This window comes from Pseudoalteromonas prydzensis (assembly GCF_011050055.1).
Classification (GTDB): Bacteria; Pseudomonadota; Gammaproteobacteria; order Enterobacterales; family Alteromonadaceae; genus Pseudoalteromonas; species Pseudoalteromonas prydzensis_A.
The window spans coordinates 1-14,383 of the sequence record NZ_DRGM01000046.1 but is presented as its reverse complement, the minus strand read 5'-3'; the positions used below and the strand labels follow the sequence as shown (position 1 = coordinate 14,383).

Here is a 14,383-nt window from a genome sequence, read left to right as displayed (position 1 = left end):
AGCGGGTAAATCTGTAATGACTTTAGCAACCGACAATTTACGTTAGGGTATTTGCCTGTAAATTTACTAAATGAAATGTCACGTAAACAGTTAGCAGCTCTCAACTAGCCAACTGCAATATTGAACGCAGCTCAAAAACCAAATAGGTTTGCTTATGTAGGAAAATATCGAACAAGGTTTGATGATCACAACAGAGTAACCAACGTTTAATACAATCATAGCTGCCGAAAAGTTTAAACACCGGCAACGCTATGTAGTGATGTAAACCAGTAGAGCACATACATAGTCAGCTTATAAAGTTAAAATCCAAGCGAAACGACCAGCCATTAACAGTTAGTTATGTGAATGAGGTGTTTGAAACTGGTGTAACTGATTTAATCTAAATTGCATACTAGTAGGGAAAATAGCGTTTATTAATCACGGTAATTAGCTTGTTATTTATCAAATTTATTCCATTTAACATAATATAAATTATAGGATATGACGTATGCGCTTATGCGCCCCTTGAACTTGGGTGAATGATGCCGTTAAAAGCAGTAATCCCGCTACACATGCAGCGCTAATCTTTTTTGCTACTTCTTCCCATGCGCTTGATTCTTCTTTTGTTTTTGACCTTTCAATAGCTAACTGAATTAATTCAGGTTTAAAATCAATATCCATTTCTTTGCAAATGAAAATGCACTGGTTTGCTGTCAGGTGTCTTTTGCCTTTTTTAATATCGCTCAAACTACCTTTTGTAACAGATTCAACATCTGAAACAACTTGTTTATCTTGGGTGTAGCCCTTAAAAACTTTATATTTTTCTATAAGTTCATAGCTGTAATTCATAGTGCCTCCTAAGCTCCTATCTATTCTAGTCCACTTTATTGTGAATTAATAACTTGACAGTTCACGATAGTATGAACTAATCTCCCGTAAAAGTTCACTAGTTTATGAACTGACTTTGTCACAATGTCCAATACTAGACGGTATCGGACTTAGTGAGGGTTTATTTGAATAATACTATTTAATTCGGGTATCTTTCTTGAGCTTCATTATCGCTTAGCATAGTATTAAAAATACAATTTAAGCTGTATCACAAGAAGTAAACAATATGGAATTTGTGCGCCCGTTAGAACCAATCCTAATAATTGATGATGTTCAAGATATACGTGACTACTTAAATCAAATCTTAACTGAGTTAGGTTTTGAAGATATTCTTGAAAGCAACGATTTTGAATCAGCGAAAACCTTGATTGATGAAAAATCCCCTAATGTTATTTTTCTTGATATTGAATTACCCGACACCGACGGTACTGAAATTCTTGAGTACCTAAATGACAATTATCCACACACCTATGTTGTAATGTGCTCAGGCCACAACAGCCTTGAGAATGTGCAAAATACCTGGGAACTTGGCGCTAAAGGTTTTATTGCAAAACCATTTAATGCAAAAAAAGTTGATACGGTAATGAAGCGCCTAGAACTAATTTAAAACCATAAGGTTACTATGCAACAAACTGTACAAGCGATCATTGATGATTTATCTGGGGTTATTTATGGCAAACAGCAGCAAATCAAACTCGCATTAACTTGCTTGTTCAGCCAAGGGCATTTATTAATTGAAGATTTGCCTGGTATGGGGAAAACCACTTTATCCCATGCGCTTGCTGCTGTGTTAGGCTTAACGTATCAGCGAGTGCAATTTACCAGTGATTTATTACCCTCGGATATACTTGGTTCAAGTATTTTTAATGCTAATAAACATGAATTTACTTTTCATAAAGGGCCTATTTTCAGCCAAGTCGTATTAGCGGATGAAATAAATCGGGCCGGTCCAAAAACACAAAGTGCTTTATTAGAAGCTATGGAAGAAAACCAAGTAACCATGGATGGCGATAAACACGCCCTACCTAGTCCGTTCTTTGTTATAGCTACTCAAAACCCTCTATATCAATCAGGAACTTACCCTTTACCTGAATCTCAATTAGACCGTTTTTTTATGCGTATTAGCTTGGGTTTTCCACCAAAAGATGCAGAACGGAAATTGATTTTAGGCCAAAACAATCGAGATTATGACCGTTTGCCAGTGCGTATTAACGCAGCTCAATTAATTGAAATACAAAATAAAATTAGCACTGTTACTTTAAGTACGCCGGTTGTTGATTATATTTTGGCGCTTGTTTGGGCTACACGTAATAATAGCCAATTTGCTAATGCGCTCTCTCCACGAGCCAGTATTGCTTTAGGAAAAGCTGCGCAAGCATGGGCGTTTATTGATGGCCGTGATTTTGTCACCCCTGACGATGTACAAGTCATCTTCGCAAGCGTAACAGAGCACCGATTAGGTTTAAATCATGACGTAAGTGCACAACAGCTCAACCAATTATTAAATGACGTTAATGTACCTTTATAATGCATGAGAATAAAAAAGTAACACGCCCTGCTCTATTTTCTAAATTAAAGGTTAAGCTTTTCAGTTTATTACTTAAAAATAAACACAACACCGAACAGCTAACATTAACGCATAACAGCATTTATATTTTACCTTCCAAACTTGGCAGCAGTTTTTTACTCGTTACCGCTCTGAATTTTATATTGGCTGTGAACTATCAAAATAATTTGATCTTAGTGATGGCCTATTTGATGCTCGTTGTGATGATTTTTTCATTATTGATCGGCTATAACAATGTTAAAGGCTTAACGGTGTCTTACAAAAGGCATATTGCTAGTTATGCTCCCAGTTGTGCACAACTAGAATTGCAGCTATCACACGATAAAACATGCCAATCTCTACAGTTTATTTACGAAAATAAAATTCTCACAACGATTGCTGAAACAACGGCACCGTCACAATTAGTTAGTTTAGAGTTACCGTTAAAACAACGGGGTGAATATCCATTAAAGCGTTTAAAAATTATTAGCCGCTATCCATTTGGGTTGGTCTCTGTGTGGAGTTATTTGCAATTAGCACATACAATTTTTGTTTACCCGCAACAGCGTAAACCTGTACAACAAGCTGATCAGCAAAACCACCACAGCATGGGTGCTGGCGATCAAAAGAACACTCACGGAAGCGATGAGTTTGATGGCCTAAGCCCCCATCAGCTCGGTATGAATATGAAACGAGTGTCATGGAAGCACTACGCTAAAACTCAGCAGCTGATGGTTAAAGAATTTGTTAATTACTCAGCTCAAAGTGTATTTTTTGATTTTAATCAGTTACAAGGCAATACAGAATCGCGCCTGCAGCAATTGAGCTATTTGATCAGCCAAGCCTACCAGCAAGGCACTCGTTACGGTTTACAATTAGAGGCCAGCTATTTTGAGGTGAACGAAGGAAAAGCACACTGTAAAAACTGCTTAGAAGCGCTCAGTCGCTTTTCCAAAATGGCTAAGGGTTAATATGAGAGTCATTAATAATTTAAGCGCAATTAATCTATCGTTATCAGTTATTTATATTTTAGTGCTAAGTTTTATTTTTACTGAACTCCCGCTGGTTTTTAATACACTGTTAGTGAGTTTGTGTATTTGGAATCTTGTCATTACCTTATTAAACTGCAATAAACCCAATGCACTATTAGCCAATACATTAGCGGGGTTTAGTTTACTGGTTTTGTTTTACGATGTTGGCTTTGGTGATACCGTTACTTTGTTTGTGGCGATGCTGATCTTGTCTAGTTTATTTAAATTACTCCAAGCGACTACAAAAAAACATTATCAAACCATCACGTTACTTAGTTTTTTTAGTCTTTCTACGGTGTATCTTTTTTCTCAAAGTCTGTTCGCAACACTCATAATTAGCATCTTGTATATTCTAAACTTTGCCGTACTGGCTTTAATTGAGTCCACACATAATTTAAAAATTGCAGTGAAAGGCAGTTTGAAACTGTTATTACTGGCACTGCCTATCTCTATTTTCTTATTACTTTTGTTACCGAAAGTTCCGGCATTTTGGCAACTGCCTGGGCCAAAATTAGCAAAAACCGGTTTGTCTGAAAGTGTCGACCCATTTGATATTGCTAAATTGTCCAATTCAGATGAATTGGTATTTAGAGCAAAGTTTAATGAGCAAAGGCCCACAGGGCCCTATTACTGGCGTGCCATCATACATGATGAATTTGATGGCAAAACCTGGTTGATATCGGACATTTTAAAAACAAAGCAAGCTATCGAGCAAACCAGTACTAATTTTACTGATGACCCTTTATATAGTTACCAAATATTTGCCGAGCCCGCAGCAAAACCTTGGCTTTATGGTTTACAGCTTGCTAGTTCAACCCATAAAGACGTAAAAACAACCAGTGATGGCTTATTAGTTCGCAAACGTTTTTTAGCTAATAGTGTGAGTTATACAGCACAAAGTTATCCGTTGGCTGTTACACAGCTGCCTCGCACCGCGCAGTATCAAAACGTACAACTAAATTTAGCGAAAGACACAAATATGCAGTCGCAATCTTTTGCTAAACGTTTATTTGAGCAACACAATAATGATGACGACGCTTTTTATACTGCCTTATACGATTACTTTGCCAATAATGGCTTTAGTTATACATTAACACCGGATCCAATTACGGGTAGCAATACCTTAGATCAATTTTTATTTAATAATAAGCGTGGTTTTTGTGGTCACTATGCCAGTACTGCGGCATTTATGTTTAGGAGTGTTGGCATTCCTGCTCGTGTGGTTTCTGGCTATTTAGGTGGTGAGTACAACCAACAAAATAGCTATCTCAGTGTTTATCAATATGACGCGCATGCCTGGGTTGAAGTGTATATAAAAAGCAAAGGCTGGCAAATTTTTGATGCAACGGCTGTGGTTTCGCCTGAAAGATTAAATGGTTCACTATCACAGCATGCGCAATTGAATAATGAATTTACCAGTAATTTAGGTTTTGGCCTATTACGGTTAAGCAATATAGCCGGTTTTAATTGGCTGCGACTCAAACTTGAAAACCTTGATTACCAATGGACAAGCTGGGTGTTAGGGTTCGATCAGCAAAAACAGGCATCCCTGTTAAACAAGCTATTTGGTAACAAACAACTGTGGCAGATTTCATTGATTGTAATAGCGACGGTGTGCTTGGCATTTATTTGTTATTTTGTGTACTTATCATGGCCGAAAAAATCCCCCGAGCCTACACATACCTTGGCCAAAGATTACCTTAAAATAGTTAGTTGGTGCGATAAACAAGGCATTGTTGCTAGGCCAAACCAAACTCCTTTGCAGTTTTTAGACTATGCCGCCGAGCAACAACCAGAGAAACGAATATATATCGAACAATTTGCGCAGTTATACTCCGATGTGCGTTATCGTCAGTTAGTATTTAGTAGTTATCGTAAAAAACACAGTAAAGATCTGATAAAATTAATTAAAACAAAGATGAAGAGAAAGTTATGAATGCAGTTGTGATCGGTGTTTTATTAATGCTGGGGCTAACTTTAGCACGGGTTAATGTAATAGTCGCAATGACACTGAGTGCTTTAGTTGCTGGTTTAACCGCAGGTTTAAGTTTAACTGATACACTTAATGCGTTTAATGCAGGCCTTTCTGGTGGCGCTGAAATTGCGTTAAGCTATGCGATGTTAGGCGCTTTTGCTGTCGCAATATCAAAATCTGGACTCACCCGTATACTCGCGGCAAAATTACTGGCAACAGTAAATAACAACAGCAGTAATAGTGAAACCAGCCTTAGTTATTTTATCCTCTTTATTATTTTGGCTTGTGCAATTGCATCACAAAACCTTGTGCCTGTTCACATCGCCTTTATACCAATTTTAATTCCCCCACTACTAATAGTATTTAATAAGTTAAAATTAGACCGTCGCGCTATCGCATGTATTTTAACGTTTGGTTTAGCAACATCGTATATGGTTTTGCCCTATGGCTTTGGTGGCATTTATTTATACTCAATTTTACATAAAAACCTGGTTGATAATGGCTTAGAGATTATTAATAACCAAGTGCCACTGGCAATGATCATACCGGCTTGTGGTATGTTAGTCGGTTTGCTTATTGCTGTGTTTATTAGTTACAGAAAACGTCGAAGTTATCAACAAGACGAAAATGAAGAACACGTGACAAGCATTGCCATTGAACAACCTAAAAAAGTATTACTGGTAGGGATTACCGCAGTACTCGCCTCTTTAGTTGCACAAAATGTCAGTGGCTCTATGATTTTAGGCGGCTTAGTTGGGGTGATGATTTTTAGTTTGTTTGGTGTGGTTAAGTGGGAGCAAAATAGCGACGTGTTTAGTAAGGGCGTGGCTATGATGGCGATGATTGGCTTTATTATGATTTCCGCCCAAGGTTTTGCTTCCGTTATGAAAGCCACCGGTGATGTAACCAGCTTAGTACAAAGTGCAGCGTTAGTTATTGATGGTAATAAACCTTTGGCCGCAGCATTAATACTACTTGTTGGATTAATGATCACCATGGGCATTGGTAGTTCGTTTTCTACCGTGCCAATTATTGCCACCTTATTTGTGCCTTTGTGTTTAGAGCTTAACTTTTCAATGATGGCTACTGCTGCATTAGTTGGTACGGCTGGCGCTTTAGGTGATGCTGGCTCACCAGCCTCTGATTCAACGCTTGGGCCAACATCTGGACTCAATGCAGACGGTCAACATGACCATATCTGGGATTCAGTGGTACCAACCTTTATTCACTTTAATATTCCGCTACTTATATTTGGCTGGATAGCAGCCATGGTACTTTAACCCTACCAGTTAAAACCAAGTAGAAGCCCCCTTCTACTTGGTGATCTCTTTATAATTTATACGCTGTTGTTAAGGGTTATGTATAACCAGATATAGTATGATGTGTTCTTTTTCTTTAAAAAAGAAAACACATAATTGTGCTTCCTTTTTTAATAAGTGCTGCTAAAAACCATAAATCATTTTATCGCATACTACTGGCGTTGGTCTGTGATTATCATCAACCGCTACGAAGGTAAAACTGCCTGTAATAGCCGAGTGTTTATCGTCTCTATGCATCGTTTCTAAGAAGATTTCCACATCAACTCTTAAGCTTGTATTACCTACGTGCACTACTTTTGAAATCAATTCAGCAAAAGTACCAGCAGGGATCGCTTCTTTAAAATCAACTCTGTCTGATGAAATGGTTACCAAAGGTTTACGGCAAAAGCGAGTAGCAGCAATAAACGCAACTTCGTCCATCCATGCTAGTGCATCACCACCAAATAAAGTGTTGTGATGATTGGTACGCCCAGGAAAAACGGTTTTAGTTACTGATGTGGTTGAATCTTTAATGCGTTGAGCAATTATTTCTTCATGGTTTACTTGTGTTGTCATGTTCTCTACTTTTGGTTCGCTAATGTGTCTAACATCATAAGTGCAGGGTCAAGGCGTTCGCCTTTCCAGTTTAAACGCCAATCTAAATGTGGCCCAGTTACACGACCTGTAGCACCGATCTCCGCTATTTTCTCGCCACGTTTAATGGTATCCCCTACTTTCACATCGAGTTTACTCAAATGTATATAAGTCGAAGTAACACTATGACCGTGGTCTAAAATTAATGTGCCACCTGAGTAATAAAGATCGTTATCGGCAAATACCACAGTGCCACTAACGGGAGCATACACTGGGCTACCGGTTTTATTCGCAATATCTAAGCCGAAATGAGGGCGACGTGGTTCACCGTTAAAATAGCGTTGGCTACCATATACACCGGATATACGACCTTCTGCAGGTTTGTATACAGGATCTAAAAAATACCTAAGTTCAGAGTCAACTTTACGGGCATTTTTAACAGCAACCGCTTCACGACTAATGCGTTCGCTGACTTCTTTTGGTGGCGATACATATTTACTCGCGACACCGGTTATTTTATCAATTTTGTAATCACGTTTGGTGATCACAATTGCTTGTTGCTGCGCTGCTCCTGTAGCATCAACCCAGCTTAATTGATGTGTTAACTCAGCATCACGACCAAAACCAAATACAAATTCGCCTTGCTCAGTGGTTTTTAATGCTTGGCCATTAAAGCTAACTGACTTTACACCCTCAATTTTCCCAGTCACTAAGCCACCTTGAGTTAAGTGACCTTGTAACTCAACGGCATCCGCAAAAAAGCTCACAGTGGCAAATAACGACAATGCAAATAATTTACGCATAACAAATCGATCCTTTTGCGACCCCTTCATACGCTGTTACTTTTACATCATTTTCAGGGTGCTGGGCTTTAACTTGCTCAGCTAAATAACCTGCAATACATTCAACCGTAGTATCAATTGGCAAAATATCACAGCGGGCTTTACTGATAGCCATCTCAAAATAGCCTTGCGCCGCAGTATATGCGAAACAAAGGTCATTTTCTTTGGCGCTGATATGTTGTAACTGCGTAGCTGAAATTTGGTCTTCAGCTGTCGCTAAATAAATATCCTGCCACTTATCAGCCCATTGTTTTTGTAATCGCGGCATCGCCATGCCATCAAGCGCAATACCAATTTGCGAACGATGACCATGAATAATACGCTGGCAATTACCATCATGCTTTTTAAGACCGTGGCTATAGTGATAATAAAAACTCTTGCTATGCTCTGGCTTTAATTCAATTTCAATTTTATCTATATTGCTTGGTAACTGCGGCATAATAGTCGCAATTAAAAAATCAATAACCGATTGCTCATTAACTACGTCAGCATCAATCAGGCAATACGCTTGATTTGGCGCGCTCATAGCTAAGTGGTGCTCATCACCAAACGTACAATCAAGCGTTGTATAGTCACCATGGTTTTCAACGTGGCCGTTAATTTGCTTGCCAATAGCCAGCTTGTGATCAATACATTGGTCAATAATGCCTTTAATTTGCTTTTTAACTAAACCAAAATCGAGCACCATAGACTCTTCATTTAACTTGCCATGCAAGGTTAAATCAACAATCCAGCTTTCACCTACTGCGCCTCGTTTGTTACAAAGATAAGAAAAATCAATTACGGTAAGTGCGTTAACAAAAAGGATCATAAACTTCCTTTATACTGGTTAAAAAATCACAGTAATTATAATGATTTTTGCTCCTAATTGCGCGATTAAATCGTGGAATTAGCATGTTCTTCACCTAAGCGGTGGTATTTAATGCAAATAAATTATTTTTTTAACTGCTCCGAGTTGTTTAGCGTACAAGTGTACGCTAAAGTACGTGGCAATTTCTAAGCGATGATAAGTGTTATGGAACCTAAAAATAGCTATACAAAAGAAGATTTGATCCTATGTGGTCAAGGTGAAATGTTTGGTGAAGGCAATTGTCGTCTACCAAGTGACAACATGTTAATGATGGATCGTATCATCTCAATCACCGATGACGGTGGTGAGCATGGTAAAGGTGAAATCGTTGCCGAGTTAGATATTAATCCAGATCTATGGTTTTTCGACTGTCACTTTAAAGGTGACCCAGTAATGCCTGGTTGCCTTGGTTTAGATGCAATGTGGCAATTAGTTGGTTTTTTCCTTGGTTGGTCTGGCGGGCCTGGGCTTGGCCGTGCACTGGGTGTAGGGGAAGTTAAATTTACCGGCCAAATCCTGCCAACAGCTAAAAAAGTGACCTACCGTTTAACTATGAAGCGCGTTATTAAACGTAAACTTTTCATGGGTATGGCTGATGGTACAGTTGAAGTAGATGGCCGCGTGATCTACGAAGCAAAAGATTTAAAAGTTGGTTTATTCCAAGATACCAGTGCGTTTTAATTAAAACTGCTACAAAAACGCCGCTTCATACAGCGGCGTTTTTGCTTAAATTCGAAACATGAAAATTAGGTTTTATACATATTGCGATTTTCTATCGCTTCGCGCCAACCACCTAACCACTCTGATTTTGGGTCCACTTGTTGATAAGGGCAAAGGTCTTTTGAACGACCCGCTAAGCCTGCTTTAAAACCTTGAGAATGAGCTCTTTCTAACCGATCTCTTTTCTGTCTCTTCATAGGTAAATCCTCACCTTTTATATTTATAAATTTGTAGCGTTCATGACATCTACATTTAATGAATAGTTAATAAAACTGTTAAATTCAAATCACAAAAGCAATTAAATAAATTGACTTTAACTAAGCTACTGATGCAAAAATGAATTAACATATAAAAAAGTAAAGTGGTCGTACCAACTGCTGTGCGACCTATTTCTGTACAAAAAATTACCACTATTTAATCATTAACACGCAGTTTCCTTCCTTAATTGTGACTACCGATTATGAGTGAAGTTCCTATAAAAAATGTAATTATGACAAATTTATTTCAACTTACTAATAGTAAAGCAGTTTAATTTTTGAGCTTATTATTAGCCGCTTTACGGCGGCTGCCTCGCAGATAATTTACCCACATTTCACATGCACTTTTTATATTGTTTAATAATTAATCCTTGCAACTATAAATACGATCGGTCTAATATGTGTTTATGCTAAAAAATAATCAAAATCCACCGCGGCGTGGTCGCCCACCAAAAGTTGCACGCAGTAATGCCGACACCAAGGCATTACTTATATCGGCTGGGGTCGCAACACTGACTGAGTTTGGTTTTAGCGCCACAGGACTTGATACTATCTTAAAAAAGATAGGCGTCCCGAAGGGCTCTTTTTATCATTACTTTACTAATAAAGATGCCTATGGTTTAGCGGTGATTGATGCCTATAACGACTATTTTGTTGCTAAGTTACGTCGTTATTTAGAGCAAGACGATATCCCCCACCTAGAGCCTGTCTTTCATACACAAATCCCTCGATGAAAATCGGGGGATTTTTTTGAACTTAACTGATAAATCTCGATCTGATCTATTTTGATATAACTACAAGGTCAGTCACGATGTTTTCAACAAGTTCAGAACAATGGGCATCAGAAACATTTTCTCAAGCCAAGTTAGGTGATATTCGCAGAGCAAAGCGACTGGTTGTGTTAGCCTCTAACCTTTCCAATAGGTTAGGGCAATCTCTGGTGCAATCATCTACTTCTCTCGCTGATATTGAAGCGGCTTACCGTTTTACTCGCAACAAAGCAATCAATGCCCAAGCTATAGCCGAGTCAGGCTTTCTAGCGACAGCAAAGCGTGTTAACCAATACGATTGCCTTCTCGCTTTAGAGGACACCACTTCGCTTGAATTCAGGCATCAAACAGTACGTGACGAAATGGGACACACGACTTCAAACAAGCATTCGCGTGGTATGCACGCTCATTCAGTATTGCTGTTTGCACCAGAGCAGCAGCATGTCGTTGGTCTTATTGAGCAAAAACGATGGACACGAGATATCACTTTATATGGTCAGAATAATCGTCATGCAAGCCGAGCGTATAAAAGCAAAGAAAGCTACAAGTGGGAGCAGGCGTCAGAAGCGATGTCGACTCGTCTTGGCTCAGAAATGAGCAAGGTGATTTCAGTGTGTGACCGAGAAGCAGATATCATTGAGTATCTAACTTACAAAACAACTCAGCAGCAACGCTTTGTCGTGCGTTCGATGCAAAGTCGCTGTATTGAGCAGAGTGGAAACAAGCTTTATCAATATAGCGAGTCGTTAAAATCGGCAGGTCAACGCACGGTTTTAGTGAGGCAAAAAGGTGGGCGTAAAGCGAGAGAAGCATGTTGTCAGATACGTTACGCCAAAGTGGACGTCAAAATGCCAGCGAATAAAAAAGGCGCTGCTGTGCCGCTGTACTACGTTGGCTGTCAGGAAGAAAACAGCGACCAAGGGTTAAGTTGGCACCTTTTAACATCTGAACCAGTGACAAGTAAAGAAGAAGCAGAGTGCGTGCTAGCCTACTATGAAAAACGTTGGCTAATTGAAGAGTTTCATAAAGCTTGGAAAAGTGGCGGTACGCAAGTAGAAGATTTACGTATGCAAAGTAAAGACAACCTAGAAAAGATGGTTGTTATATTAGCCTTCATTGCAGCTCGCCTACATCAACTTCGATACCTTGGTCTTAACAAAAAGGAAGCGGAAAAACAGAGTTGTGAAATGGTTTTAAGTCCTTTAGCGTGGAAGTTGTTATGGACAAAGCAAGAAAAGTCAAAACCACCAAAAACAGCACCAAGCCTTTACTGGGCTTACATTAACCTTGGTAAATTAGCTGGTTGGCATGATTCAAAACGTAATGGCCGTGTTGGTTGGGAGAGATTGTGGGAAGGATGGTTTAAACTGCAAACCATCCTTGAAGGTTATGAGCTAGCCAAGTCTCTTGATCTAGAAATGTGATCAAGAGACAGCACCTAGAGCGGCTTATTAATTTTACGCAAAGTGCAGCCCGCGGCATGCAGAAGTATGATTTTAATCGTGGCTGCTTAATTGGTAATTTAAACCAAGAGCTCAATCACCTCAGCGATGAATTTAAAAGTAAGCTGCTGAGCAGTTATCAATTATGGCAACAACATGTGCAAACCTGCTTAGAGCAAGCTCAACAACAAGGTGTCATAGCCACCAGCGTGAATACGCAGCAAATGAGTGAGTTTTTCTGGATTGGCTGGGAGGGTGCAGTAATGCGCGCTAAGCTGACTAAGAATACGCAACCATTAATTTTATATACTGAAATGTTTTTACGCGCATTACTTAGATAATTAAGTAATGTGTTTTTATTTAGCAATTAAAAGACGATCGGTCTAAATGGAGTCAACATGAACACGCAATTTAAAGCTATTGTAATAAATAATATTGATGATACTTATTCGGCGTCATTACAAACGCTCCAGCACAGTGAGCTGCCCAATTATAATGTCATGCTTGATGTACTCTACAGCAGCTTGAATTATAAAGATGGTTTAGCAATTACCGGTAAAGGCCCCGTAGTACGTTCGTTCCCTATGGTGCCGGGCATTGATTTAGTCGGTAAAGTCACAACGAGCAATTCTAATGAGTTCAACACTGAGCAATTGGTGCTATTAAATGGCTTTGGGGTAGGTGAAAAACACTGGGGTGGCCTTGCTCAGCAAGCCTCATTAAAAGATGAATGGCTGATCCCCCTACCCGATACCTTAACGCCAAAACAAGCAATGCAAATTGGTACTGCTGGCTACACTGCCATGCTCAGTATTATTGCGCTTGAAAAGCAAGGGATCACACCCGCATCGGGTGATATTTTGGTAACTGGCGCAAACGGCGGTGTGGGTAGCTTTTCGGTATATTTACTTAATTTATTAGGTTATACCGTTGTTGCAGCAACAGGACGCGTAGATCAAACAGATCATTTAAAACAGCTTGGCGCCTCTGAAGTGATCGACCGAAATGAGCTATCAAATCCAGCTAAACCACTTGCCAAAGAACGCTTTGCTGCAGCCATTGATTCGGTTGGTAGTCACACTCTTGCTAATATTTGCGCCTCTTTAAAGTATGGCGGTGTAGTTACTGCCTGCGGTTTAGCACAAGGCATGGATTTTCCGGCATCCGTTGCGCCGTTTATTCTACGTGGTATTTCATTGCTCGGCATAGACAGTGTCATGCGCCCGAAAATTGACCGTATCCAAGCATGGCAACGTTTAGGTGAGCTTGTAGAGCAAAGCTACTTAGATAAAATATCGACTGAAATTAATTTAGCGCAGGTTATTAATGCGGCTGATGAGCTGATGACCGGGAATATCCGCGGTCGTGTCATGGTAAATTGCCAAGCATAGCTAGTTATCATAAAGTCAGGCTAATGTCTGGCTTTTTTGTTGCTTATAATCACTATAAGAATCTGCAACAATAAAATATTGTAGTATCAAATTACCGTGATAAAAATTATAATTCTGAGATTAGAGTTTAGAAAAAGAGTGTAAAACATGAGTAATGAAGATTTATTCGGCAATAACCCGCTACAAGGCGTTAAACTTGAGCAAGTTGTATCAGAGTTAGTTGATCAATATGGGTGGGAGCTTTTACATGCTTATCTACTGCTAAATTGTTTTAAAAATAACCCTGATATTAAATCTGCGGTTAAATTTTTGCGTAAAACCCAGTGGGCACAAGATAAAGTTGAAAACTTTTACCTTTATCGGTTAAAGAATCTGCCGAAACCGGATGATGTGCAGTATGCGCTTCCCCCACGTGACCGCGTTATTCCTGAAGATCATAAACCGGGTGAACCATGTGAATTAAGCTTTAGTGATGCAAAGCGCATTCAAGCGAAAAAAGAAGCCAAAGATCGCGCCCGTACGCGTAAGCAACGCTCTAGTGCGAGTAATCCTTGGGGGAATTAGATGCTAGGTGCTAGGCTAGGTGCTAGGTACTAGGTGCTAGGTGCTAGGTGCTAGGTGCTAGGTGCTAGGTGCTAGGTGCTAGGTGCTAGGTGCCTGTCTCTTGATCACAAGTCGAGTTCCTTCATAAAAGCATAGGACTCGACTAAAAATACCAACTTCACCCAGCCGTCCCACATGGCTTTTGTGCCAACACGCCCTGTTCGTTTACTATCGTGCCAACCTCCCAATTTGGCTAT

The 14,383-nt window shown here is 39.5% G+C and carries 14 protein-coding genes and 2 pseudogenes; 11 read left to right on the top strand and 5 right to left on the bottom strand.

Annotated features, from left to right (window positions below):
- Window positions 1-471 precede the first annotated feature (471 nt).
- Window positions 472-828 carry a DUF3693 domain-containing protein gene (locus ENH88_RS03995; protein WP_304179767.1) on the bottom strand — a complete coding sequence of 119 codons (357 nt, stop codon included), beginning with the start codon at window positions 826-828 and terminating at the stop codon, window positions 472-474.
- A 265-nt stretch (window positions 829-1,093) separates the two neighbouring features.
- Here ENH88_RS03995 and ENH88_RS03990 point away from each other — a divergent pair, with 265 nt between their 5' ends.
- Genes ENH88_RS03990 through ENH88_RS03970 form a run of 5 tightly spaced genes read left to right on the top strand, consistent with a single transcriptional unit; the run spans window position 1,094 to window position 6,699 of the window.
- Window positions 1,094-1,474, top strand: a complete 381-nt coding sequence (locus tag ENH88_RS03990; protein WP_304179765.1) for a response regulator — start codon at window positions 1,094-1,096, stop codon at window positions 1,472-1,474.
- Window positions 1,475-1,489: 15 nt separating this feature from the next.
- The gene (locus ENH88_RS03985) at window positions 1,490-2,395 is read left to right on the top strand and encodes an AAA family ATPase (RefSeq protein ID WP_304179764.1); all 906 of its coding nucleotides are present in this window, start codon (window positions 1,490-1,492) and stop codon (window positions 2,393-2,395) included.
- The gene (locus ENH88_RS03980; protein WP_304179761.1) at window positions 2,395-3,384 is read left to right on the top strand and encodes a DUF58 domain-containing protein; all 990 of its coding nucleotides are present in this window, start codon (window positions 2,395-2,397) and stop codon (window positions 3,382-3,384) included. Before ENH88_RS03985 ends, ENH88_RS03980 begins: the two co-directional genes overlap by 1 nt.
- A 1-nt stretch (window position 3,385) precedes the next feature.
- Complete coding sequence (locus ENH88_RS03975; RefSeq protein WP_304179760.1) at window positions 3,386-5,380, top strand: transglutaminase TgpA family protein; 1,995 nt, start codon at window positions 3,386-3,388, stop codon at window positions 5,378-5,380.
- Window positions 5,377-6,699: a Na+/H+ antiporter family protein gene (locus tag ENH88_RS03970; protein ID WP_304179757.1), complete on the top strand. Its 1,323-nt coding sequence runs from the start codon at window positions 5,377-5,379 to the stop codon at window positions 6,697-6,699. Before ENH88_RS03975 ends, ENH88_RS03970 begins: the two co-directional genes overlap by 4 nt.
- Window positions 6,700-6,861: 162 nt before the next feature.
- Here the strand turns inward: ENH88_RS03970 and ENH88_RS03965 are convergent, their stop codons facing one another.
- The 3 genes from ENH88_RS03965 to ENH88_RS03955 are packed head-to-tail and all read right to left on the bottom strand — an operon-like array spanning window position 6,862 to window position 8,964.
- Window positions 6,862-7,293, bottom strand: a complete 432-nt coding sequence (locus ENH88_RS03965; RefSeq protein WP_304179756.1) for an acyl-CoA thioesterase — start codon at window positions 7,291-7,293, stop codon at window positions 6,862-6,864.
- Between the two features lie 5 nt (window positions 7,294-7,298).
- Window positions 7,299-8,114 carry a M23 family metallopeptidase gene (locus ENH88_RS03960; RefSeq protein ID WP_304179754.1) on the bottom strand — a complete coding sequence of 272 codons (816 nt, stop codon included), beginning with the start codon at window positions 8,112-8,114 and terminating at the stop codon, window positions 7,299-7,301.
- Window positions 8,107-8,964 carry a 6-carboxytetrahydropterin synthase gene (locus ENH88_RS03955; RefSeq protein ID WP_304179752.1) on the bottom strand — a complete coding sequence of 286 codons (858 nt, stop codon included), beginning with the start codon at window positions 8,962-8,964 and terminating at the stop codon, window positions 8,107-8,109. Before ENH88_RS03955 ends, ENH88_RS03960 begins: the two co-directional genes overlap by 8 nt.
- A 204-nt stretch (window positions 8,965-9,168) precedes the next feature.
- Between ENH88_RS03955 and fabA the strand changes: the two genes are divergently transcribed.
- Window positions 9,169-9,684 carry a bifunctional 3-hydroxydecanoyl-ACP dehydratase/trans-2-decenoyl-ACP isomerase gene (gene fabA, locus ENH88_RS03950; RefSeq protein WP_283710693.1) on the top strand — a complete coding sequence of 172 codons (516 nt, stop codon included), beginning with the start codon at window positions 9,169-9,171 and terminating at the stop codon, window positions 9,682-9,684.
- A 65-nt stretch (window positions 9,685-9,749) separates the two neighbouring features.
- Here fabA and rmf read toward each other — a convergent pair whose 3' ends face one another.
- Window positions 9,750-9,920 (bottom strand): ribosome modulation factor, encoded by a 171-nt coding sequence (gene rmf / locus ENH88_RS03945; RefSeq protein ID WP_016707188.1) that lies wholly within the window; start codon window positions 9,918-9,920, stop codon window positions 9,750-9,752.
- Between the two features lie 467 nt (window positions 9,921-10,387).
- Between rmf and ENH88_RS03940 the strand changes: the two are divergent.
- The 5 genes and pseudogenes from ENH88_RS03940 to ENH88_RS03920 all read left to right on the top strand — a co-directional run.
- A pseudogene (locus ENH88_RS03940) lies at window positions 10,388-10,690 on the top strand (TetR/AcrR family transcriptional regulator); the annotation flags it as partial.
- Window positions 10,691-10,791: 101 nt separating this feature from the next.
- A complete protein-coding gene (locus tag ENH88_RS03935; RefSeq protein ID WP_304179745.1) occupies window positions 10,792-12,174 on the top strand; it encodes an IS4 family transposase in 1,383 nt (460 codons plus the stop codon).
- Between the two features lie 14 nt (window positions 12,175-12,188).
- Window positions 12,189-12,533: pseudogene (locus tag ENH88_RS03930) on the top strand (TetR family transcriptional regulator C-terminal domain-containing protein); the annotation flags it as partial.
- Between the two features lie 57 nt (window positions 12,534-12,590).
- A complete protein-coding gene (locus tag ENH88_RS03925) occupies window positions 12,591-13,583 on the top strand; it encodes an MDR family oxidoreductase (RefSeq protein WP_304179743.1) in 993 nt (330 codons plus the stop codon).
- Between the two features lie 147 nt (window positions 13,584-13,730).
- Window positions 13,731-14,147: a VF530 family DNA-binding protein gene (locus tag ENH88_RS03920; RefSeq protein ID WP_064666266.1), complete on the top strand. Its 417-nt coding sequence runs from the start codon at window positions 13,731-13,733 to the stop codon at window positions 14,145-14,147.
- Window positions 14,148-14,383 lie beyond the last annotated feature (236 nt).